The organism is Halomonas sp. 707B3, assembly GCF_024158645.1.
Classification (GTDB): domain Bacteria; phylum Pseudomonadota; class Gammaproteobacteria; order Pseudomonadales; family Halomonadaceae; genus Vreelandella; species Vreelandella lionensis.
In genome coordinates this window covers 1-17,967 of the sequence record NZ_JAMZBE010000019.1, presented here as the reverse complement: position 1 = coordinate 17,967, position 17,967 = coordinate 1, and the positions used below count along the sequence as shown (strand labels likewise).

General features: G+C 55.7%; 25 protein-coding genes and 1 pseudogene. All 26 read left to right on the top strand.

The window, feature by feature from the left end; all coding sequences use genetic code 11:
- Positions 1-3 precede the first annotated feature (3 nt).
- Positions 4-4,218: a DNA-directed RNA polymerase subunit beta' gene (gene rpoC / locus BIS10_RS04535; RefSeq protein WP_253502931.1), complete on the top strand. Its 4,215-nt coding sequence runs from the start codon at positions 4-6 to the stop codon at positions 4,216-4,218.
- Positions 4,219-4,414: 196 nt separating this feature from the next.
- Positions 4,415-4,789, top strand: a complete 375-nt coding sequence (rpsL, locus tag BIS10_RS04530; protein WP_009098973.1) for a 30S ribosomal protein S12 — start codon at positions 4,415-4,417, stop codon at positions 4,787-4,789.
- 141 nt (positions 4,790-4,930) lie between these two features.
- A complete protein-coding gene (gene rpsG / locus BIS10_RS04525; protein ID WP_016915771.1) occupies positions 4,931-5,401 on the top strand; it encodes a 30S ribosomal protein S7 in 471 nt (156 codons plus the stop codon).
- 167 nt (positions 5,402-5,568) lie between these two features.
- A complete protein-coding gene (gene fusA, locus BIS10_RS04520) occupies positions 5,569-7,692 on the top strand; it encodes an elongation factor G (RefSeq protein WP_253502928.1) in 2,124 nt (707 codons plus the stop codon).
- Positions 7,693-7,721: 29 nt separating this feature from the next.
- Positions 7,722-8,915, top strand: a complete 1,194-nt coding sequence (gene tuf, locus BIS10_RS04515; RefSeq protein WP_253502925.1) for an elongation factor Tu — start codon at positions 7,722-7,724, stop codon at positions 8,913-8,915.
- A gap of 159 nt (positions 8,916-9,074) precedes the next feature.
- A complete protein-coding gene (gene rpsJ, locus BIS10_RS04510; protein WP_009098983.1) occupies positions 9,075-9,386 on the top strand; it encodes a 30S ribosomal protein S10 in 312 nt (103 codons plus the stop codon).
- Positions 9,387-9,537: 151 nt separating this feature from the next.
- Positions 9,538-10,176: a 50S ribosomal protein L3 gene (gene rplC / locus BIS10_RS04505; RefSeq protein ID WP_044628835.1), complete on the top strand. Its 639-nt coding sequence runs from the start codon at positions 9,538-9,540 to the stop codon at positions 10,174-10,176.
- Positions 10,177-10,191: 15 nt separating this feature from the next.
- The gene (gene rplD, locus BIS10_RS04500; RefSeq protein WP_062363019.1) at positions 10,192-10,797 is read left to right on the top strand and encodes a 50S ribosomal protein L4; all 606 of its coding nucleotides are present in this window, start codon (positions 10,192-10,194) and stop codon (positions 10,795-10,797) included.
- A complete protein-coding gene (rplW, locus tag BIS10_RS04495) occupies positions 10,794-11,090 on the top strand; it encodes a 50S ribosomal protein L23 (RefSeq protein ID WP_009723902.1) in 297 nt (98 codons plus the stop codon). The genes rplD and rplW overlap by 4 nt, the downstream gene beginning before the upstream one ends.
- A gap of 17 nt (positions 11,091-11,107) precedes the next feature.
- On the top strand, positions 11,108-11,938 hold the full coding sequence (gene rplB, locus BIS10_RS04490) for a 50S ribosomal protein L2 (protein ID WP_044628832.1): 831 nt from the start codon (positions 11,108-11,110) through the stop codon (positions 11,936-11,938).
- A gap of 33 nt (positions 11,939-11,971) precedes the next feature.
- On the top strand, positions 11,972-12,247 hold the full coding sequence (gene rpsS, locus BIS10_RS04485) for a 30S ribosomal protein S19 (RefSeq protein ID WP_009098993.1): 276 nt from the start codon (positions 11,972-11,974) through the stop codon (positions 12,245-12,247).
- A gap of 18 nt (positions 12,248-12,265) precedes the next feature.
- Positions 12,266-12,598 carry a 50S ribosomal protein L22 gene (gene rplV / locus BIS10_RS04480; protein WP_044628831.1) on the top strand — a complete coding sequence of 111 codons (333 nt, stop codon included), beginning with the start codon at positions 12,266-12,268 and terminating at the stop codon, positions 12,596-12,598.
- 11 nt (positions 12,599-12,609) lie between these two features.
- On the top strand, positions 12,610-13,314 hold the full coding sequence (gene rpsC / locus BIS10_RS04475; protein WP_018917731.1) for a 30S ribosomal protein S3: 705 nt from the start codon (positions 12,610-12,612) through the stop codon (positions 13,312-13,314).
- Between the two features lie 15 nt (positions 13,315-13,329).
- Positions 13,330-13,743 (top strand): 50S ribosomal protein L16, encoded by a 414-nt coding sequence (rplP, locus tag BIS10_RS04470; protein ID WP_007112000.1) that lies wholly within the window; start codon positions 13,330-13,332, stop codon positions 13,741-13,743.
- Positions 13,743-13,934 (top strand): 50S ribosomal protein L29, encoded by a 192-nt coding sequence (rpmC, locus tag BIS10_RS04465; RefSeq protein WP_062373720.1) that lies wholly within the window; start codon positions 13,743-13,745, stop codon positions 13,932-13,934. The genes rplP and rpmC overlap by 1 nt, the downstream gene beginning before the upstream one ends.
- 1 nt (position 13,935) lies before the next feature.
- Positions 13,936-14,196 carry a 30S ribosomal protein S17 gene (rpsQ, locus tag BIS10_RS04460; RefSeq protein WP_009723897.1) on the top strand — a complete coding sequence of 87 codons (261 nt, stop codon included), beginning with the start codon at positions 13,936-13,938 and terminating at the stop codon, positions 14,194-14,196.
- 50 nt (positions 14,197-14,246) lie between these two features.
- On the top strand, positions 14,247-14,618 hold the full coding sequence (rplN, locus tag BIS10_RS04455; protein WP_009723896.1) for a 50S ribosomal protein L14: 372 nt from the start codon (positions 14,247-14,249) through the stop codon (positions 14,616-14,618).
- Between the two features lie 14 nt (positions 14,619-14,632).
- Entirely contained in the window at positions 14,633-14,947 is a 315-nt protein-coding gene (gene rplX, locus BIS10_RS04450; protein WP_009723895.1) for a 50S ribosomal protein L24, read from the top strand.
- Positions 14,948-14,965: 18 nt separating this feature from the next.
- Positions 14,966-15,505: a 50S ribosomal protein L5 gene (gene rplE, locus BIS10_RS04445; protein WP_054640904.1), complete on the top strand. Its 540-nt coding sequence runs from the start codon at positions 14,966-14,968 to the stop codon at positions 15,503-15,505.
- A gap of 10 nt (positions 15,506-15,515) precedes the next feature.
- Positions 15,516-15,821 (top strand): 30S ribosomal protein S14, encoded by a 306-nt coding sequence (rpsN, locus tag BIS10_RS04440; RefSeq protein ID WP_044628827.1) that lies wholly within the window; start codon positions 15,516-15,518, stop codon positions 15,819-15,821.
- A gap of 32 nt (positions 15,822-15,853) precedes the next feature.
- Positions 15,854-16,246 carry a 30S ribosomal protein S8 gene (gene rpsH / locus BIS10_RS04435; protein WP_009723892.1) on the top strand — a complete coding sequence of 131 codons (393 nt, stop codon included), beginning with the start codon at positions 15,854-15,856 and terminating at the stop codon, positions 16,244-16,246.
- Between the two features lie 9 nt (positions 16,247-16,255).
- Entirely contained in the window at positions 16,256-16,786 is a 531-nt protein-coding gene (gene rplF / locus BIS10_RS04430) for a 50S ribosomal protein L6 (protein ID WP_083026201.1), read from the top strand.
- 9 nt (positions 16,787-16,795) lie between these two features.
- On the top strand, positions 16,796-17,146 hold the full coding sequence (rplR, locus tag BIS10_RS04425) for a 50S ribosomal protein L18 (RefSeq protein ID WP_044628825.1): 351 nt from the start codon (positions 16,796-16,798) through the stop codon (positions 17,144-17,146).
- An 11-nt stretch (positions 17,147-17,157) separates the two neighbouring features.
- On the top strand, positions 17,158-17,658 hold the full coding sequence (rpsE, locus tag BIS10_RS04420; RefSeq protein WP_007111990.1) for a 30S ribosomal protein S5: 501 nt from the start codon (positions 17,158-17,160) through the stop codon (positions 17,656-17,658).
- A gap of 6 nt (positions 17,659-17,664) precedes the next feature.
- Positions 17,665-17,847 (top strand): 50S ribosomal protein L30, encoded by a 183-nt coding sequence (gene rpmD / locus BIS10_RS04415; RefSeq protein WP_009723888.1) that lies wholly within the window; start codon positions 17,665-17,667, stop codon positions 17,845-17,847.
- A gap of 3 nt (positions 17,848-17,850) precedes the next feature.
- A pseudogene (gene rplO / locus BIS10_RS04410) lies at positions 17,851-17,967 on the top strand (50S ribosomal protein L15); the annotation flags it as partial.

Here is a 17,967-nt window from a genome sequence, read left to right as displayed (position 1 = left end):
CATATGAAAGATTTGGTGAAAGTACTCAAATCGCAGTCTCAGTCCGAAGAGTTCGACGCGATCAAGATTACCCTCGCGTCGCCGGACATGATTCGCTCCTGGTCGTTTGGCGAGGTGAAGAAGCCTGAGACCATCAACTACCGTACCTTTAAACCGGAGCGGGACGGTCTGTTCTGCGCCAAGATTTTTGGTCCGGTCAAAGACTACGAGTGCTTGTGCGGCAAATATAAGCGCATGAAGCACCGCGGTATCATCTGTGAGAAGTGTGGCGTTGAAGTCACCAAGGCTGCCGTGCGCCGTGAGCGCATGGGCCATATCGAGCTGGCATCGCCGGTCGCTCACATTTGGTTCCTGAAGTCACTGCCGTCGCGTATCGGTATGTTCCTCGATATGACCCTGCGTGATATCGAGCGCGTGCTGTACTTTGAAAGCTTTGTCGTTATCGACCCAGGCATGACCACGCTGGAGCGTGGTCAGCTGTTGAACGACGAGCAGTACTTCGAAGCGCTGGAAGAGTTCGGCGACGACTTCGACGCCCGTATGGGTGCCGAAGCCGTTCAAGAGCTGCTGAAAGACATCGATCTGGAAGAAGAGATTAACCACCTGCGTGAAGAAATTCCGCAGACGAACTCTGAAACCAAGATCAAGAAGCTGTCTAAGCGCCTGAAGCTGCTAGAAGCGTTCTACCACTCCGGCAACGCGCCGGCGTGGATGGTCATGGAAGTACTGCCTGTGCTGCCGCCGGACCTGCGTCCGCTGGTACCGCTGGATGGCGGCCGCTTCGCGACCTCGGATCTCAACGACCTTTACCGTCGGGTGATCAACCGTAACAACCGTCTGAAGCGTCTGCTGGATCTGAATGCGCCGGATATCATCGTGCGCAACGAGAAGCGGATGCTGCAGGAAGCGGTCGACGCACTGCTGGATAACGGCCGCCGTGGCCGTGCGATTACCGGCTCTAACAAGCGCCCGCTGAAATCGCTTGCCGATATGATCAAAGGTAAGCAGGGTCGTTTCCGTCAGAACTTGTTGGGTAAGCGCGTAGACTACTCAGGCCGTTCGGTCATCACCGTCGGTCCGACCCTGCGTCTGCACCAGTGTGGTCTGCCGAAGAAAATGGCGCTCGAGCTGTTCAAGCCGTTCATCTACTCCAAGCTTCAATCGCTGGGCCATGCGTCCACGATCAAAGCGGCGAAGAAGATGGTTGAACGTGAACTGCCGGAAGTGTGGGACATCCTGGCCGACGTTATCCGCGAACACCCGGTACTGCTTAACCGTGCGCCGACGCTGCACCGTTTGGGCATCCAGGCGTTCGAGCCGCTGCTGATCGAAGGTAAGGCGATCCAGCTGCACCCGCTGGTGTGTGCGGCCTACAACGCCGACTTTGACGGTGACCAGATGGCGGTCCACGTACCGCTGACCCTGGAAGCACAGCTCGAAGCACGTGCGCTGATGATGGCGACCAACAACGTGCTGTCGCCTGCCAACGGCGAGCCGATCATCGTCCCGTCGCAGGACGTTGTTCTGGGTCTATACTACATGACCCGCGAAAAGATCAACGCCAAAGGCGAGGGCATGGTGTTCTCTGGCCTCAATGAGGTGGAGCGCGCGTTTGGTACACATTCGGTCTCACTACACGCCCGCGTGAAAGTGCGTCTTGATGAAGTCGATGTCGAAGAAGAGACCGGTGAGCGTAGTTTCCACCGTCGCATTTACGACACCACCGTGGGCCGTGCGCTGCTGTTCCGCATTCTGCCGGAAGGCGTGCCGTTCGCGCTGATTGATCAGCCGATGAAGAAGAAGGCGATCTCCAGCCTGATTAACGAAGTGTATCGTCGTGCTGGCCTTAAGCCGACCGTCATCTTCGCTGACCAACTGATGTATACCGGTTTCCGTCTCGCGACGTGGTCCGGTGCCTCTATCGGTGTTAACGACTTCGTTATCCCCGATGCCAAAACCGAGATCGTTGACGCCGCCGAAGCGGAAGTTAAAGAGATTGAAGATCAGTTCTCTTCTGGTCTGGTAACGGCGGGTGAGAAGTACAACAAGGTTATCGATATCTGGTCCAAGGCGAACGATAAAGTTGCCAAGGCGATGATGGTCGGTATCTCGAAGGAGACGGTCGTTGATCGTGACGGTAATGAAGTTGAGCAAGACTCCTTCAATAGCGTCTTCATCATGGCCGACTCCGGTGCTCGTGGTAGTGCTGCCCAGATTCGTCAGCTGGCGGGTATGCGTGGCTTGATGGCCAAGCCGGATGGCTCGATCATCGAAACGCCGATCGTGGCTAACTTCCGTGAAGGTCTGAACGTACTTCAGTACTTCATCTCGACCCACGGCGCGCGTAAAGGTCTGGCGGATACGGCCCTGAAAACGGCCAACTCCGGTTACCTGACTCGTCGTCTGGTGGACGTTGCTCAGGACTTGGTCATTACCGAGACCGACTGTGGCACTGAAAATGGCCTGACACTGCACCCGATCATCGAGGGTGGTGACATCATCGTACCGCTGTCTCAGCGTGTACTGGGCCGTGTGGTTGCGCAGGACGTGGTTGACCCGAGCACTGAAGAAGTACTGATCCCGCGTAATACACTGCTTGATGAGAAATGGTGTGCATCGCTGGATACCATGGGTGTGGACGAAATTATCGTTCGTTCAACCATCACCTGTGATACGGCTCACGGCGTATGTTCGTCCTGTTACGGTCGTGACCTTGCCCGTGGCCATCAGGTCAACATCGGTGAGTCTGTGGGTGTTATCGCCGCACAGTCGATCGGTGAGCCGGGTACCCAGCTGACCATGCGTACGTTCCACATCGGTGGTGCGGCCTCGCGTTCATCGGCGGTCGATAGCGTTCAGGTGAAGCACGGCGGTAAAGTACGCCTGCACAACATCAAGCACGTAGAGCGTGCCGATGGCAAGCTGGTGGTGGTGTCTCGTTCAAGCGCCTTGGCGGTTGCCGATGACCATGGCCGTGAGCGTGAGTACTACAAGCTGCCCTACGGTGCCGAGCTTTCCGTACGCGACGGCGATGTTGTCGATGCCGGTGCGGTCGTGGCTAAGTGGGATCCGCACACGCATCCGATCATTGCCGAGGTAGAAGGTAAGGCGCAGTTCATCGACCTTGACGAGGGTGTCACCATGCACCGCAGCGTCGATGAAATGACTGGTCTGTCGTCTATCGAAGTAATTGAGTCTGCAGCACGCCCGATGGCGGGCCGCGACAAGCGACCGATGGTGATGCTGAAAGACGCTGCTGGCGAGTACGTTTCTGTATCCGGCTCCAACACACCGGTTCAGTACCTGCTGCCGGGCAACTCGATTATCTCCGTAGACGATGGCGCGACCATCGGCGTGGGTGAGGTCGTTGCACGTATTCCGGTTGAAGCGTCTGGTAACAAAGACATCACCGGTGGTCTGCCGCGGGTTGCTGACCTGTTCGAAGCGCGTAAACCGAAAGAGTCTGCGATTCTTGCAGAAATCAGCGGTGTTATCAGCTTCGGTAAAGAGACCAAGGGTAAGCGTCGTCTGACGATTACCCCGGAATCTGGTGATCCGTTTGAAGCGCTGATCCCGAAATGGCGTCAAATCGCCGTCTTCGAAGGGGAAGCGGTTGAGAAGGGTGAAGTCATTTCGGATGGCCCGAGCAACCCCCACGATATCCTGCGTCTGCTGGGTGTCGCGGAACTGGCTAAATATATCACTGCCGAAGTGCAGGACGTTTATCGTCTGCAGGGTGTAGGCATCAACGATAAGCACATCGAAGTGATCGTGCGTCAGATGCTGCGTAAGGTAGAGATCACCGACTCCGGCGACTCTGACTTCATCACCGGCGACCAGGCCGAGTTGGTGCGTGTGCTTGAACAGAACGCACGGCTTGAGAAAGAAGGTAAGTTCCCGGCCAAGTATCAACGCTTGCTGCTGGGTATCACTAAGGCCAGCTTGGCCACTGAATCGTTCATTTCCGCAGCGTCGTTCCAGGAAACGACCCGCGTACTGACCGAAGCAGCGGTAACCGGCAAGCGCGACTACCTGCGCGGCCTAAAAGAGAACGTGGTGGTTGGACGTCTGATTCCGGCAGGTACCGGTCTGACTCACCACGCAGAGCGTCGTCGCAAGCGCGAAGACGTAGAGCGTCTGTTCAATCCCTCGGCCACCGAGGTAGAGCAGGAGCTTGGCGCTCAGTTGACAGCCCTTGATTCAGACGACGATTTGTAATCACTGGTAGGCAACGAGCAACAACGAGTGGCTGGCCCTTATGGCACAGTCTTGCTGGCGAATTCGCCAGCAAGACTTGACGCCACCTAGGGTCAGCCTTTAGAATGCGCAGCCTTTAACAGTGGGGCGGGTGCGCCCGCATCCGCTGCTAGTACTTGTTAAAGGCTAAGGCAACCATTGGAGTCAGCTAAACACCATGGCAACGATTAATCAGCTAGTGCGCAAGCCGCGCAAGCGCCCCGTCACTAAAAGTGACGTGCCTGCGCTTCAGGCATGCCCGCAAAAACGTGGCGTTTGTACGCGCGTTTACACCACTACCCCTAAGAAGCCGAACTCGGCCCTGCGTAAGGTCTGCCGTGTGCGCCTGACGAATGGCTTTGAAGTGTCTTCTTACATTGGTGGTGAAGGTCACAACCTCCAAGAGCACTCTGTTGTTCTGATTCGCGGCGGCCGTGTAAAGGATTTGCCAGGTGTGCGTTATCACACCGTTCGTGGCGCCCTTGACACCTCTGGCGTACAGAACCGTAAGCAGGGTCGTTCTAAGTACGGTACTAAGCGTCCGAAGTCCTAAGACAGCTTATCGCAGCGCCCGTCGCGCTGTGGCGTTACCTTTCACACGAATATGACGGTCTGATAAGAGTAAGGTCGGGCAACGCTGAAAGCGCATGTTAGTCCCGGGTTTACCTGAAGGATCCTTAATTGAGGGCTTATCATGCCTAGAAGAAGAGTTGTAGCTAAACGCGAAATCCTGCCGGATCCTAAGTTCGGAAGTGAGCGTCTGGCGAAGTTCATGAACCACCTGATGGTCAGCGGCAAGAAGTCCGTAGCTGAGCGCATCGTTTATGGTGCGTTGGACAAGGTTGCCGAGCGTAGCAAAGAAGAGCCGCTGGAAATCTTCGACAAAGCGCTGGAAACCATCCAGCCGATGGTCGAAGTAAAATCGCGCCGCGTTGGTGGTGCGACCTATCAGGTACCGGTTGAAGTTCGTCCGTCACGCCGCCAAGCGCTAGCTATGCGCTGGTTGGTAGACGCTGCGCGTCGTCGCGGTGAGAAAACGATGGTTCAGCGCCTGGCAGGTGAAATGCTGGATGCCGCTGAAGGCAAAGGCTCGGCTGTTAAGAAGCGTGAAGATGTGCACCGTATGGCAGAAGCCAACAAGGCCTTCTCTCACTATCGTTTCTAAGCTCGGCGTTTCTAAGTTTGTGTTTTCTGCTGTCGGTTGCGCTGCGTTAAAGAAATTTTTCGTCATGCTGCAACACGCCGCCGCTATCGTTATCGATGGCGGCGGTGGCATAGGCAGAAATAGCACCGCTGGATTAACGAGCATCGCCAACTAACGGGAGCTTCACCGTGGCACGCAAGACTCCACTAAATCGCTATCGCAATATCGGTATCGTCGCTCACGTTGACGCGGGTAAAACCACGACAACTGAACGCGTACTGTTCTACACCGGTCTTTCCCACAAGGTGGGTGAAGTACACGACGGTGCAGCGACCATGGACTGGATGGAGCAGGAGCAGGAGCGTGGTATCACTATCACCTCAGCTGCAACTACCTGTTTCTGGCAGGGCATGAGTAAGCAGTTTGATGAGCACCGCATTAACATCATCGACACCCCCGGGCACGTTGACTTCACTATCGAAGTTGAGCGTTCGCTGCGTGTTCTTGATGGCGCGGTCGTTGTACTGTGCGGCTCCTCCGGCGTTCAGCCGCAGACCGAAACAGTATGGCGTCAGGCTAACAAGTATGAAGTTCCGCGCATGGTCTTCGTCAACAAGATGGACCGTACCGGCGCTGACTTCTTCATGGTTGTTAACCAGCTGAAAGAGCGTCTCAACGCTAATGCTGTGCCCATTCAGATCAACTGGGGTACGGAAGAAGACTTCAAAGGCGTTATCGACCTGATCGAGATGAAAGCCATCTTGTGGGACGAAGAGAGCCTGGGCATGAACTTCGACCTCGTCGATATTCCGGCTGAACTGCAAGAAACAGCTGAGAAGTATCGCGAAGAGATGGTTGAAGCTGCCGCTGAAGGCTCTGAAGAGCTGATGGACAAGTACCTTGAAGAAGGCGAGCTAACCGTCGCTGAAATCAAGGCTGGTCTGCGCGCGCGTACCCTGGCCAACGAAATCGTTCTGGTTACCTGTGGTTCTGCGTTCAAGAACAAAGGTGTTCAGGCGGTTCTGGACGGCGTTATCGAATACATGCCTTCGCCGACGGAAGTTAAGGCGATTGAAGGTGAGTTGGACGATAAAGACGGCACCATTGCTACCCGTGTGGCGGATGACAGTGCGCCGTTTGCGGCGTTGGCTTTTAAAATCGCCACCGACCCCTTCGTTGGTACGCTGACCTTTATTCGCGTTTATTCGGGCGTTCTGAAATCTGGTGACGGCGTTTATAACTCTGTTAAGCAGAAGAAAGAGCGTGTTGGTCGTATCGTTCAGATGCACGCCAACTCCCGCGAAGAGATCAAAGAAATACTGGCAGGCGACATCGCCGCTTGTATCGGTCTGAAGGACGTCACCACCGGTGACACCCTGTGCGATATCGACAACAAGATCGTTCTCGAGCGCATGGAGTTCCCGGATCCGGTAATCTCGGTTGCCGTTGAGCCGAAGTCCAAAGCTGACCAGGAAAAAATGGGCGTTGCACTGGGTAAACTAGCCCAGGAAGATCCCTCTTTCCAGGTTAAGACCGACGAAGAAACCGGCCAGACCATTATTTCTGGTATGGGTGAGCTGCACCTGGACATCATCGTTGACCGTATGCGTCGCGAGTTCAAGGTAGAAGCGAACATCGGTAAGCCGCAGGTTGCCTACCGCGAAACGATTCGCGGCAGCGTCGAGCAGGAAGGCAAGTTCGTACGTCAGTCCGGTGGTCGTGGTCAGTACGGTCATGTGTGGCTGCGTATTGAGCCGCTGACTGCAGAAGAGAAGGGTGAAGGCGAAGACGAAATTTTCTTCAAATTCAACTCTGAGATCGTAGGTGGTGTGGTTCCGAAGGAATACGTGCCTGCGGTTGAGAAGGGTGCTTATGAGCAGCTCAAAAACGGCGTCATCGCGGGTTACCCGATGATCGACGTTAAAGTGTCGCTGTTCGATGGCTCCTTCCACGACGTGGACTCCAACGAGACTGCGTTCAAGATTGCTTCTTCTATGGCAGTGAAAGAAGGTGCCAGGAAGGCCAAGGCCGTGCTGCTGGAGCCGGTGATGAAGGTCGAAATCGTGACCCCCGAAGAGTTTATGGGTGACGTCATGGGCGACCTGAGCCGTCGTCGCGGTCTGGTGCAGGGCATGGATGACTCTTCTTCTGGTAAAGTCATTCGTGCAACGGTGCCACTGGGTGAGATGTTCGGTTACGCAACCGATCTGCGCTCACAGACCCAGGGCCGTGCGAGCTACTCTATGGAGTTCGCGAAGTACGAGGAGGCGCCCTCCAGCGTCGTTGAAGCCGTCATCAATCAAAACGGTTAACCGTTAGCTAACGTAAAGAGGTTATAGCAGTGGCTAAGGAAAAATTTGAACGTTCCAAACCGCACGTCAACGTCGGCACCATCGGTCACGTCGACCACGGTAAAACGACTCTGACAGCGGCCCTGACCCGTGTGTCTGCTGAGGTTTTCGGCGGCGACTGGCGTGAGTTTGATACCATCGATAACGCTCCGGAAGAGCGTGAGCGCGGTATCACCATCGCTACATCTCACGTTGAGTACCAGTCTGAAGAGCGTCACTACGCTCACGTTGACTGCCCGGGACACGCTGACTACGTCAAGAACATGATCACCGGTGCTGCCCAGATGGACGGCGCGATCCTGGTATGTTCTGCCGCTGACGGCCCCATGCCGCAGACTCGCGAGCACATCCTGCTGTCTCGCCAGGTTGGCGTTCCGTTCATCGTTGTGTTCCTGAACAAAGCGGACATGGTTGATGACGAAGAGCTGCTCGAGCTGGTAGAGATGGAAGTTCGTGAACTCCTCGACGAGTACGACTTCCCGGGCGACGACACGCCGATCATCACTGGTTCTGCCCTGATGGCGCTGAATGGTGAAGACGAGAACGGCATGGGTACTACTGCGGTAGCTAACCTGATCAAAGCTCTGGATGAGTACATCCCTGAGCCGGAGCGTGCTATCGACCAGCCGTTCCTGATGCCGATCGAAGACGTATTCTCTATCTCTGGCCGTGGTACTGTTGTTACCGGTCGTGTAGAGCGCGGTATCGTTAAAGCCGGTGAAGAAGTGGAAATCGTGGGTATCCGCGACACCACCAAAACCATCGTTACTGGCGTTGAAATGTTCCGTAAGCTGCTCGACGAAGGTCGTGCGGGTGAGAACGTTGGCGCCCTGCTGCGTGGTACTAAGCGTGATGACGTCGAGCGTGGTCAGGTTCTGGCCAAGCCGGGCACCATCAACCCGCACACTACCTTCGAAGCAGAAGTATACGTACTGTCCAAAGAAGAAGGTGGTCGTCACACGCCTTTCTTCAAGGGCTACCGTCCGCAGTTCTACTTCCGTACCACTGACGTAACTGGTACTTGTGAACTGCCGGAAGGCGTTGAAATGGTAATGCCGGGCGACAACGTGAAAATGGTTGTTACCCTGATCGCTCCGATCGCTATGGACGACGGTCTGCGCTTCGCTATTCGCGAAGGTGGTCGTACCGTTGGTGCTGGCGTTGTGGCCAAGATCGTTAAGTAATCTGATTACTTGATGATGAGAGGGGGCTCTTGTGAGCCCCCTTTTCTGCGCACCAATCGCAAATGTTTGACATGTGCTTTTGGCGTGCCTATAATGCGCATCCTTTGAATGCGTGGGTAGACGGCTCGCGCCGTCGACATCCATTGGAGTTTAGGGCAAATGCAGAACCAAAAGATTCGCATTCGGTTGAAAGCGTTCGACCATCGCCTGATCGATCAGTCCACAGCGGAGATCGTTGAAACCGCTAAGCGTACTGGTGCTCAGGTTCGTGGGCCGATTCCGCTGCCAACCAACCGCGAGCGCTATACCATTCTGATTTCACCGCACGTCAACAAAGATGCGCGTGATCAGTATGAGATTCGTACTCACAAGCGTGTGCTCGACATCGTTGAGCCGACCGAGAAAACTGTTGATGCGCTGATGAAGCTCGATCTCGCCGCTGGCGTAGACGTGCAAATCAAGCTCGACTAATACACTAGACACTTCGCGGCCCAGCGCTCACCGTTTTTAGTATGTGAGCAGCAGCCGCCGCGCCGTGAGGCGCCACACAATGTGCTAGTGGAATGCTCTGGAAAGGGCAGCCATAGCGGGTGATAGCCCCGTACACTATAGGAGACTGAGTATGACTATCGGTTTAGTCGGTAAAAAGGCCGGGATGACCCGTGTCTTTACCGAAGATGGCGCATCCGTGCCCGTGACCGTTATTGAAGTTGATCCTAACCGTGTAACGCGCGTTAAGACCATTGAGTCTGACGGCTACGCAGCGGTTCAGGTGACTACAGGTTCTCGTAAAGCCAAGCACCTCACCAAAGCGCAAGCTGGACAGTTTGCCAAGGCGGGTGTTGAGGCTGGTCGTTCACTGATGGAATTCCGTCTTGCAGAAGGCGAAGAAGCTCCTGAAGTGGGTGGCGAACTCACCGTATCCCTCTTCGAAGCTGGTCAAATGATCGACGTGACCGGCACCTCTAAGGGTAAAGGCTTCCAGGGTGCTGTTAAGCGCTGGAACTTCCGTACCCAAGACAACAGCCATGGTAACTCCCTGTCGCATCGCGCGCCGGGTTCTATCGGCATGTGTCAGACACCTGGTCGCGTATTCAAAGGCAAGAAAATGGCCGGTCAAATGGGTAACACCCGTTGCACCGTACAGAGCCTTGAGATCGTCCGTGTCGACGCCGAGCGTAACCTGCTGCTGATCAAAGGCGCAGTACCGGGTGCTACCGGTAGCGACGTTATCGTTCGCAGCGCCGTGAAAGCTGGCTGAAGGGGATAATTACCAATGAATCTGAATCTTGCTGCAGGCACGGGTACCGTTGAAGTAGCCGACGCCACTTTTGGCAAAGAATTCAACGAAGCGCTGGTGCACCAGGTCGTTACCGCCTACTTGGCTGGTGGCCGTCAGGGTACACGCGCTCAAAAGAACCGTTCCGACGTACGTGGTGGTGGTAAGAAGCCGTGGCGTCAGAAGGGTACCGGTCGTGCACGTGCCGGTACTATTCGCTCTCCGCTGTGGCGCAGTGGCGGTGTTACTTTCGCGGCGCGTCCTCAGGACTTCAGCCAGAAAGTTAACCGCAAAATGTACCGCGCGGCGATGCGTTCCATCCTGTCTGAGCTGGTACGTCAAGAGCGTTTAGTCGCTATTGAAGAGTTCAGCGTAGAAGCGCCGAAGACCAAGCAGGTAGCTGCCAAGCTGAAAGAGCTCAACCTTGAGAAAGTGTTGATCGTCACTGAAGAAGTTGACGAAACGCTCTATCTGGCCGCACGCAACCTTCCCCACGTCGATGTGGTGGATGTCGCTGCAGCTGATCCGGTGAGCCTGGTTGCCTTTGATAAGGTCCTGGTCACCGTCTCCGCCCTGCGTAAATTCGAGGAGAAGCTGGCATGAACCAGGAACGCGTATTCAAGGTTCTGCTTGGACCGCACGTGACCGAAAAGGCCGCGATGGCAGCCGAGCGCAACCAGTACGTTTTCAAGGTGGCAAGCGATGCTACCAAGCCCGAGATCAAGAAAGCCGTTGAAGCACTGTTCGGCAAGAAGGTCGGCAGCGTTCAGGTGCTGAACGTTAAGGGTAAAACAAAGCGTACTGCTCACGGCGTTGGCCTGCGTAAGGGTTACCGCAAAGCGTATGTGACCCTGGCTGCGGGTGAAACGCTCGAAGACTTCTCTGGCGCCGAATAAGGGCAGGAGTACGGATAATGGCAATCGTCAAGACCAAACCCACATCCGCCGGTCGTCGCCACGTCGTCAAGATCGTTGGTGAGGAACTGTACAAGGGCCGTGCTTATGCACCGCTTTTGGAAAAACAGTCCAAGTCCGGTGGCCGTAACAACTACGGTCGCATCACCACCCGCCACGTGGGCGGTGGTCACCGTCATCACTATCGGTTGATCGACTTCAAACGCACCAAAGATGGCATTCCTGCCACTGTTGAGCGTCTGGAGCACGACCCGAACCGCAGTGCGCACATTGCGCTGCTGAAGTATGCCGATGGCGAGCGTCGTTACATCATTGCACCGAAAGGTGTCAGCGCGGGTGACGTGCTGGAATCTGGTGTTAACGCGCCCATCAAGAAAGGCAATGCCTTGCCTCTGCGTAACATCCCGCTGGGTTCTACCGTTCACGGTATCGAACTGAAGCCGGGTAAAGGCGCGCAGATTGCTCGCAGTGCCGGTACTAGCGCTCAGCTGGTTGCTCGTGAAGGTAATTACGCCACCCTGCGTCTTCGCTCTGGCGAAATGCGCAAGGTTTTGGCTGAATGCCGCGCAACCTTGGGTGAAGTGAGCAACTCCGAGCACAGCCTGCGTCAACTTGGCAAGGCCGGTGCGAAGCGCTGGAGAGGTGTGCGTCCGACTGTTCGCGGTGTCGCGATGAACCCGGTGGATCACCCGCACGGTGGTGGTGAAGGCCGCACCAGTGGTGGTCGTCACCCGGTATCCCCATGGGGCGTGCCGACTAAGGGTCACAAGACGCGTAAGAACAAGCGCACCGACAAGCTGATCGTTCGTCGTCGTAATAAGACACGTTGATCTAAATTGCCAAGACATTAAGAGGTAACGGCTGTGCCACGTTCACTAAAGAAAGGTCCCTTCATTGACCTTCATCTTTTGAAGAAGGTAGAGGCTGCAGTGGAGAAGAACGACCGTAAACCGATCAAGACTTGGTCGCGTCGTTCGATGATCCTGCCAAACATGGTAGGCCTCACAATCGCTGTCCATAACGGTCGCCAACACGTCCCGGTGCATGTTTCCGAGGAAATGGTTGGTCACAAGCTGGGCGAATTCGCTGCTACTCGCACTTATCGCGGGCATGCGGCGGACAAGAAAGCCAAACGGTAAGCCAGAGAGGATTAAGAGATGGAAGTCACAGCTAAGCTGAGTGGCGCTGCTTTATCCGCACAGAAGGCCCGTTTGGTGGCTGACCAGGTGCGCGGTAAACCGGTCGCCGAAGCTCTTGACCTGCTGACCTTCTCCCCGAAGAAGGCTGCCAAACTGGTCAAGAAAGTGCTTCAGTCCGCCATCGCGAATGCGGAAGAAAACAACGGCATGGACATCGACGAGCTGCGTGTCTCGACCATCTGCGTCGATGAGGGCATGACGCTTAAGCGTATCAAGCCGCGCGCCAAAGGCCGTGCGGATCGTATCTTGAAGCGCACCTGCCACATCACCGTCAAGGTAGCCGAGAAGTAGGAGTCGACCAGATGGGTCAGAAAGTCAATCCAACAGGCATTCGACTGGGCATCGTCAAAGACCATGCTTCTGTCTGGTATGCCGAGCGCGGCGCCTATGCCGATAAGCTCAACAACGATCTCGAAGTGCGCAGCTTCCTGGAAGAGCGTTTGAAAAACGCCTCCGTAAGCCGCATTCACATCGAGCGTCCGGCTAACAATGCCCGCATCACCATTCACACTGCCCGTCCGGGTATTGTGATTGGTAAGAAAGGTGAAGATGTCGACCGTCTGCGTCGCGATCTCACCGAGATGATGGGTGTTCCGGTTCATGTGAACATCGAAGAAGTTCGCAAGCCGGAGCTGGATGCCAAGCTGGTTGCTGCTAACGTAGCAGGTCAGCTTGAGCGTCGCGTTATGTTCCGTCGTGCGATGAAGCGCGCGGTACAAAACGCAATGCGTCTTGGCGCTGGCGGCATCAAGATTCAGCTGTCAGGTCGTCTGGGTGGTGCCGAAATCGCACGTACCGAATGGTACCGCGAAGGTCGCGTTCCGCTGCACACTCTGCGTGCGGACATTGACTACGCCACTTACGAAGCTCACACCACCTACGGCGTCATCGGCGTCAAAGTGTGGATCTTCAAGGGTGAAATCCTCGGCGGTATCGAGGAAGTACGTGCCAAGGCTAAGCAACAGCAGCCTGCCGGCAACGCGCCCAAGAAGAAAGGTTCCAGGTAAGGGGAGAGCGAGTCGATGTTACAGCCCAAGCGTATGAAATTCCGCAAGATGATGAAAGGCCGCAACCGTGGCCTGGCGCATCGCGGAAGCAAGATCAGCTTCGGGGAATACGGTCTCAAAGCAACTGGTCGTGGCCGCATTACTGCGCGCCAGATCGAAGCAGGCCGTCGTGCGATCACACGTCACGTTAAGCGTGGCGGTAAGATCTGGATCCGCGTTTTCCCTGACAAGCCGATCTCCAAGAAGCCGCTCGAAGTTCGTATGGGTAAGGGTAAAGGTTCAGTTGAGTACTGGGTAGCCCAGATCCAGCCGGGTCGGGTTCTGTATGAAATTGAAGGTGTATCCGAAGAGTTGGCCCGTGAAGCATTTGAACTGGCCGCCCAGAAGATGCCCCTGTCCACCACCTTTGCGAAACGGACGGTGATGTGATGAAAGCCCAGGAAATTCGTGAAAAGTCCGTAGGAGAGCTCAAAGAGCAGCTCCTCGAGCTCCTCCGCGAGCAGTTTAACCTGCGCATGCAGAAGGCCACAGGCCAACTGAGCCAGACTCATCTGCTCAAGCAGGTCCGTCGGGATATCGCCCGCGTTAAGACTATGCTCAACGAGAAGGCAGGTGATTGAGATGGCCGAAGAGAAGAAAACACGTACGCTGACCGGCAAGGTGGTCAGCGACAAGATGGATAAGTCCATCGTCGTTATGATCGAGCGTCGTGAGCGTCACCCGATCTACGGAAAATACGTTAAGCGCTCCACCAAGCTGCACGCCCATGATGAGGCGAACCAGGCAAAGGCAGGCGATACGGTTTCCATTCAGGAGTGCCGTCCGCTTTCCAAGAAGAAAGCCTGGACGCTGGTCGAGGTGGTCGAGCAGGCCAAAGGTTAATTCCTAGGTCTGTCCAACCAGTGCAGTCAGATTAGGTTTGGAGAAAACCGATGATTCAGACTCAGACAATGCTGGATGTCGCCGACAACAGCGGAGCGCGCCGGGTGCAATGCATCAAGGTGCTAGGCGGTTCACACCGTCGTTACGCCCGCGTTGGTGACGTCATTAAAGTAACGGTGAAAGAAGCTATTCCGCGCGGTAAGGTCAAAAAAGGCCAAGTGCTGAAAGCGGTAGTAGTTCGCACCCGTAGTGGCGTCCGTCGTAGTGACGGTTCGCTGATCCGTTTCGATGGAAATGCGGCAGTTTTGTTGAACAACACCAACGAACAGCCGATCGGCACGCGTATCTTCGGGCCGGTAACTCGTGAACTTCGTAATGAGAAGTTCATGAAGATCATTTCCCTAGCGCCTGAAGTGCTGTAAGGAGCGAGGCGGATATGCAAAAGATCAAACGTGACGATGAAGTCATCGTCATCGCCGGGAAGGATAAAGGCAAGCGTGGCACTGTTAAGCGGGTATTAGAAAACCGCTTCGTGGTGTCCGGTGTGAACATGATTAAACGTCACACCAAGCCTAATCCCATGGCGGGTAATCAGGGCGGTATCGTCGAGCGTGAGGCTCCGATTCACGCGTCCAACGTAGCCATCTTCAATTCGGAGACCGGTAAGGCGGATCGCGTCGGCTTCCAAGTTAAGGAAGACGGTACCAAGGTACGTATCTACAAGTCGACGCAGACGCAGATCGACGCCTAACGCGAGTCGGGTAGCAAAATGGCGAACTTGAAAGAACGTTATCAAAACGAGGTGGTGGCTCAACTCAAAGAGCAGTTCAGCTACGCCAACGTAATGCAGGTACCCCGGATCACGAAAGTGACTCTGAACATGGGTATCGGCGAAGCGGTCAGCGATAAAAAGCTGATCGACAATGCCATCGGCGACCTGGAGAAACTCTCTGGTCAAAAGCCGCTGGTGACCAAGGCACGCAAGTCCATCGCGGGCTTCAAGGTGCGCGAAGGTTGGCCAATCGGTATCAAAGTAACGCTGCGCTCCGCGCGCATGTGGGACTTCCTGGACCGCTTGGTAAACATTGCGATTCCTCGCGTGCGTGACTTCCGTGGTCTCAATCCGAAGTCTTTTGACGGTCGCGGCAATTACTCTATGGGTGTGCGTGAGCAGATCATCTTCCCAGAGATCGAGTATGATAAAATCGATCGCGTACGGGGGCTGGACGTCACTATCACTACTACCGCCAACACCGACGAGGAAGGTCGTGCGCTATTAGCTGCACTGAACTTCCCGTTCAAGAAATAAGGGTTGGATCATGGCTAAGAAAAGTATGGTAGAGCGTGAGCTCAAGCGTACTCAGCTAGTCGAGAAGTATGCGGCTAAGCGCGCAGAGCTCAAGAAAATCATCTCGGACGTGAACGCTTCTGAAGAAGATCGTTTCGAGGCGACGCTGAAGCTGCAGCAACTGCCGCGCGACTCAAGCCCGGTGCGTCAGCGTAACCGCTGCCGCGTGACTGGCCGTCCGCACGGTTTTTACAACAAGTTCGGTCTCGGCCGTAACAAGCTGCGTGAAGCCGCCATGCGTGGCGACGTCCCTGGTCTGAAAAAGTCCAGCTGGTAACGCCACGTAGAATCATCAGGAGCGCACATTAAATGAGCATGCAAGACACTCTGGCGGATATGTTTACCCGTATCCGCAATGCGCAGATGGCCACCAAGGAGACGGCTACCATGCCGTCCTCCAAGCTGAAAGTTGAAGTGGCCCGAGTGCTAAAGGAAGAAGGCTACATTACCGACTTTACGGTGGCTGAAGGCGTTAAACCCGAGCTCACCGTGACTCTCAAGTATTTTGAGGGCAAGCCGGTTATTGAGCACATTCAGCGGGTTTCCAAGCCGTCTCTGCGCCAGTACAAGGGCAAGGACAACCTGCCTAAGGTCGCCGATGGTCTGGGTATCGCGATTGTCACCACCTCTAATGGTGTCATGACCGATCGTGCCGCGCGCCAAGCAGGCGTCGGTGGCGAAGTCATCTGCACCGTATTCTAGGAGGCTGGAATGTCCCGCATAGCGAAATATCCGGTTAAAGTGCCTGCCGGCGTTGAGGTTAAAATCAATGCCGACCAGCTGACCGCCAAAGGCGGCCAGGGCACACTATCTATGACTGTTCACCAAGACGTGGTGATCGGTCAGGAAGATGGTCAGCTGACCTTCGCCCCGAGTGAGTCTGCCAAGAGCTGGGCAATGGCCGGTACTACCCGCGCCTTGGTTCAGAACCTGGTAACGGGCGTATCCGAGGGTTTCACAAAAACTCTCGAAATTGTTGGCGTCGGTTATCGTGCCCAAGCTAAGGGCCAGACGCTCAATCTTTCACTGGGCTTCTCGCACCCGGTCGACTACGAACTGCCTAAGGGTGTTACAGCGGAAACGCCGAAAAACACCGTGATCGTGCTGAAAAGCGCGGACAAGCAGATGCTCGGTCAGTGCGCCGCGGAAATCCGCGCCTTCCGTCCGCCTGAGCCGTATAAAGGCAAGGGTGTTCGGTACGCCGACGAGCAGGTGCGTCGCAAAGAAGCCAAGAAGAAGTAAGGCAGGGTTATGAACGCGAAGAAAGAATCTCGTCTCCGTCGTGCCCGCCGCGCTCGCGCCAAGATCCGCGAGCTGGGCGTGTATCGCCTGTGCGTCAACCGTACCCCGCGTCACATCTACGCGCAGATTATCTCGCCGGATGGTGGCAAAGTGCTAGCCAGTGCTTCTACGCTGGACAAAGCACTGCGCGAGGGTGCGACCGGCAACACAGACGCGGCCTCTAAGGTCGGTGCTCTGATTGCTGAGCGCGCTAAAGAAGCAGGCATCACCCAGGTGGCCTTCGACCGTGCTGGCTTTAAGTATCACGGTCGCGTCAAGGCTCTGGCCGACGCCGCTCGTGAAGGCGGCCTGGAATTCTAAAGGGTTTTACGATGGCGAAGAACGAACAGCAAAGCGGCGATCTGCAAGAGAAGTTAGTGCAGGTCAACCGCGTCGCCAAGGTGGTCAAAGGTGGTCGTATTTTCGGCTTCACCGCACTGACCGTCGTTGGTGATGGTAAAGGTCGTGTCGGTTTCGGTCGTGGCAAGGCGCGTGAAGTGCCGGTCGCAATCCAGAAAGCGATGGACCAAGCTCGTCGCAACATGGTCAAGGTTAACCTTGCAGGCCACACACTGCAGTACCCGGTAAAAGCCCGTCATGGCGCTTCCAAGGTGTACATGCAGCCGGCCTCTGAAGGTACCGGTATCATCGCCGGTGGCGCCATGCGCTCTGTACTAGAGCTAGCCGGTGTCCACGATGTACTGGCCAAGTGCTACGGTTCCACCAACCCGGTTAACGTGGTACGGGCGACTGTCAAAGGTCTCTCCTCCATGCAAGCACCGGAAGACGTGGCCGCTAAGCGCGGTCTGTCTGTCGAAGCGATCACGGGGTAAGGCACCATGGCAGCAACGATCAAGGTTACCCAGATCCGCAGCACCATCGGCGTTTTGCCCAAGCACAAGGCTACTATGAAAGGCCTGGGTCTGCGTCGCATCGGTCATACGGTTGAGCTGGAAGACACCCCTGCCGTGCGCGGCATGATCCACAAGGTTAACTACCTTGTGCGCGTTGAGGGAGAGTAATCCATGAAACTCAATACCCTGAGCCCGGCACCGGGCTCCAAACACGCTGAAAAGCGCGTTGGTCGTGGTATCGGTTCCGGTCTTGGTAAGACCGGCGGCCGTGGCCACAAAGGTCAGAAA

Coding starts and splice junctions, on each gene's coding strand:
- rpoC (WP_253502931.1), top strand. CDS start 4: ATGAAAGATTTGGTGAAAGTACTCAAATCGCAGTCTCAGTCCGAAGAG.
- rpsL (WP_009098973.1), top strand. CDS start 4,415: ATGGCAACGATTAATCAGCTAGTGCGCAAGCCGCGCAAGCGCCCCGTC.
- rpsG (WP_016915771.1), top strand. CDS start 4,931: ATGCCTAGAAGAAGAGTTGTAGCTAAACGCGAAATCCTGCCGGATCCT.
- rpsJ (WP_009098983.1), top strand. CDS start 9,075: ATGCAGAACCAAAAGATTCGCATTCGGTTGAAAGCGTTCGACCATCGC.
- rplC (WP_044628835.1), top strand. CDS start 9,538: ATGACTATCGGTTTAGTCGGTAAAAAGGCCGGGATGACCCGTGTCTTT.
- rplD (WP_062363019.1), top strand. CDS start 10,192: ATGAATCTGAATCTTGCTGCAGGCACGGGTACCGTTGAAGTAGCCGAC.
- rplW (WP_009723902.1), top strand. CDS start 10,794: ATGAACCAGGAACGCGTATTCAAGGTTCTGCTTGGACCGCACGTGACC.
- rplB (WP_044628832.1), top strand. CDS start 11,108: ATGGCAATCGTCAAGACCAAACCCACATCCGCCGGTCGTCGCCACGTC.
- rplV (WP_044628831.1), top strand. CDS start 12,266: ATGGAAGTCACAGCTAAGCTGAGTGGCGCTGCTTTATCCGCACAGAAG.
- rpsC (WP_018917731.1), top strand. CDS start 12,610: ATGGGTCAGAAAGTCAATCCAACAGGCATTCGACTGGGCATCGTCAAA.
- rplP (WP_007112000.1), top strand. CDS start 13,330: ATGTTACAGCCCAAGCGTATGAAATTCCGCAAGATGATGAAAGGCCGC.
- rpmC (WP_062373720.1), top strand. CDS start 13,743: ATGAAAGCCCAGGAAATTCGTGAAAAGTCCGTAGGAGAGCTCAAAGAG.
- rpsQ (WP_009723897.1), top strand. CDS start 13,936: ATGGCCGAAGAGAAGAAAACACGTACGCTGACCGGCAAGGTGGTCAGC.
- rplN (WP_009723896.1), top strand. CDS start 14,247: ATGATTCAGACTCAGACAATGCTGGATGTCGCCGACAACAGCGGAGCG.
- rplX (WP_009723895.1), top strand. CDS start 14,633: ATGCAAAAGATCAAACGTGACGATGAAGTCATCGTCATCGCCGGGAAG.
- rplE (WP_054640904.1), top strand. CDS start 14,966: ATGGCGAACTTGAAAGAACGTTATCAAAACGAGGTGGTGGCTCAACTC.
- rpsN (WP_044628827.1), top strand. CDS start 15,516: ATGGCTAAGAAAAGTATGGTAGAGCGTGAGCTCAAGCGTACTCAGCTA.
- rpsH (WP_009723892.1), top strand. CDS start 15,854: ATGAGCATGCAAGACACTCTGGCGGATATGTTTACCCGTATCCGCAAT.
- rplF (WP_083026201.1), top strand. CDS start 16,256: ATGTCCCGCATAGCGAAATATCCGGTTAAAGTGCCTGCCGGCGTTGAG.
- rplR (WP_044628825.1), top strand. CDS start 16,796: ATGAACGCGAAGAAAGAATCTCGTCTCCGTCGTGCCCGCCGCGCTCGC.
- rpsE (WP_007111990.1), top strand. CDS start 17,158: ATGGCGAAGAACGAACAGCAAAGCGGCGATCTGCAAGAGAAGTTAGTG.
- rpmD (WP_009723888.1), top strand. CDS start 17,665: ATGGCAGCAACGATCAAGGTTACCCAGATCCGCAGCACCATCGGCGTT.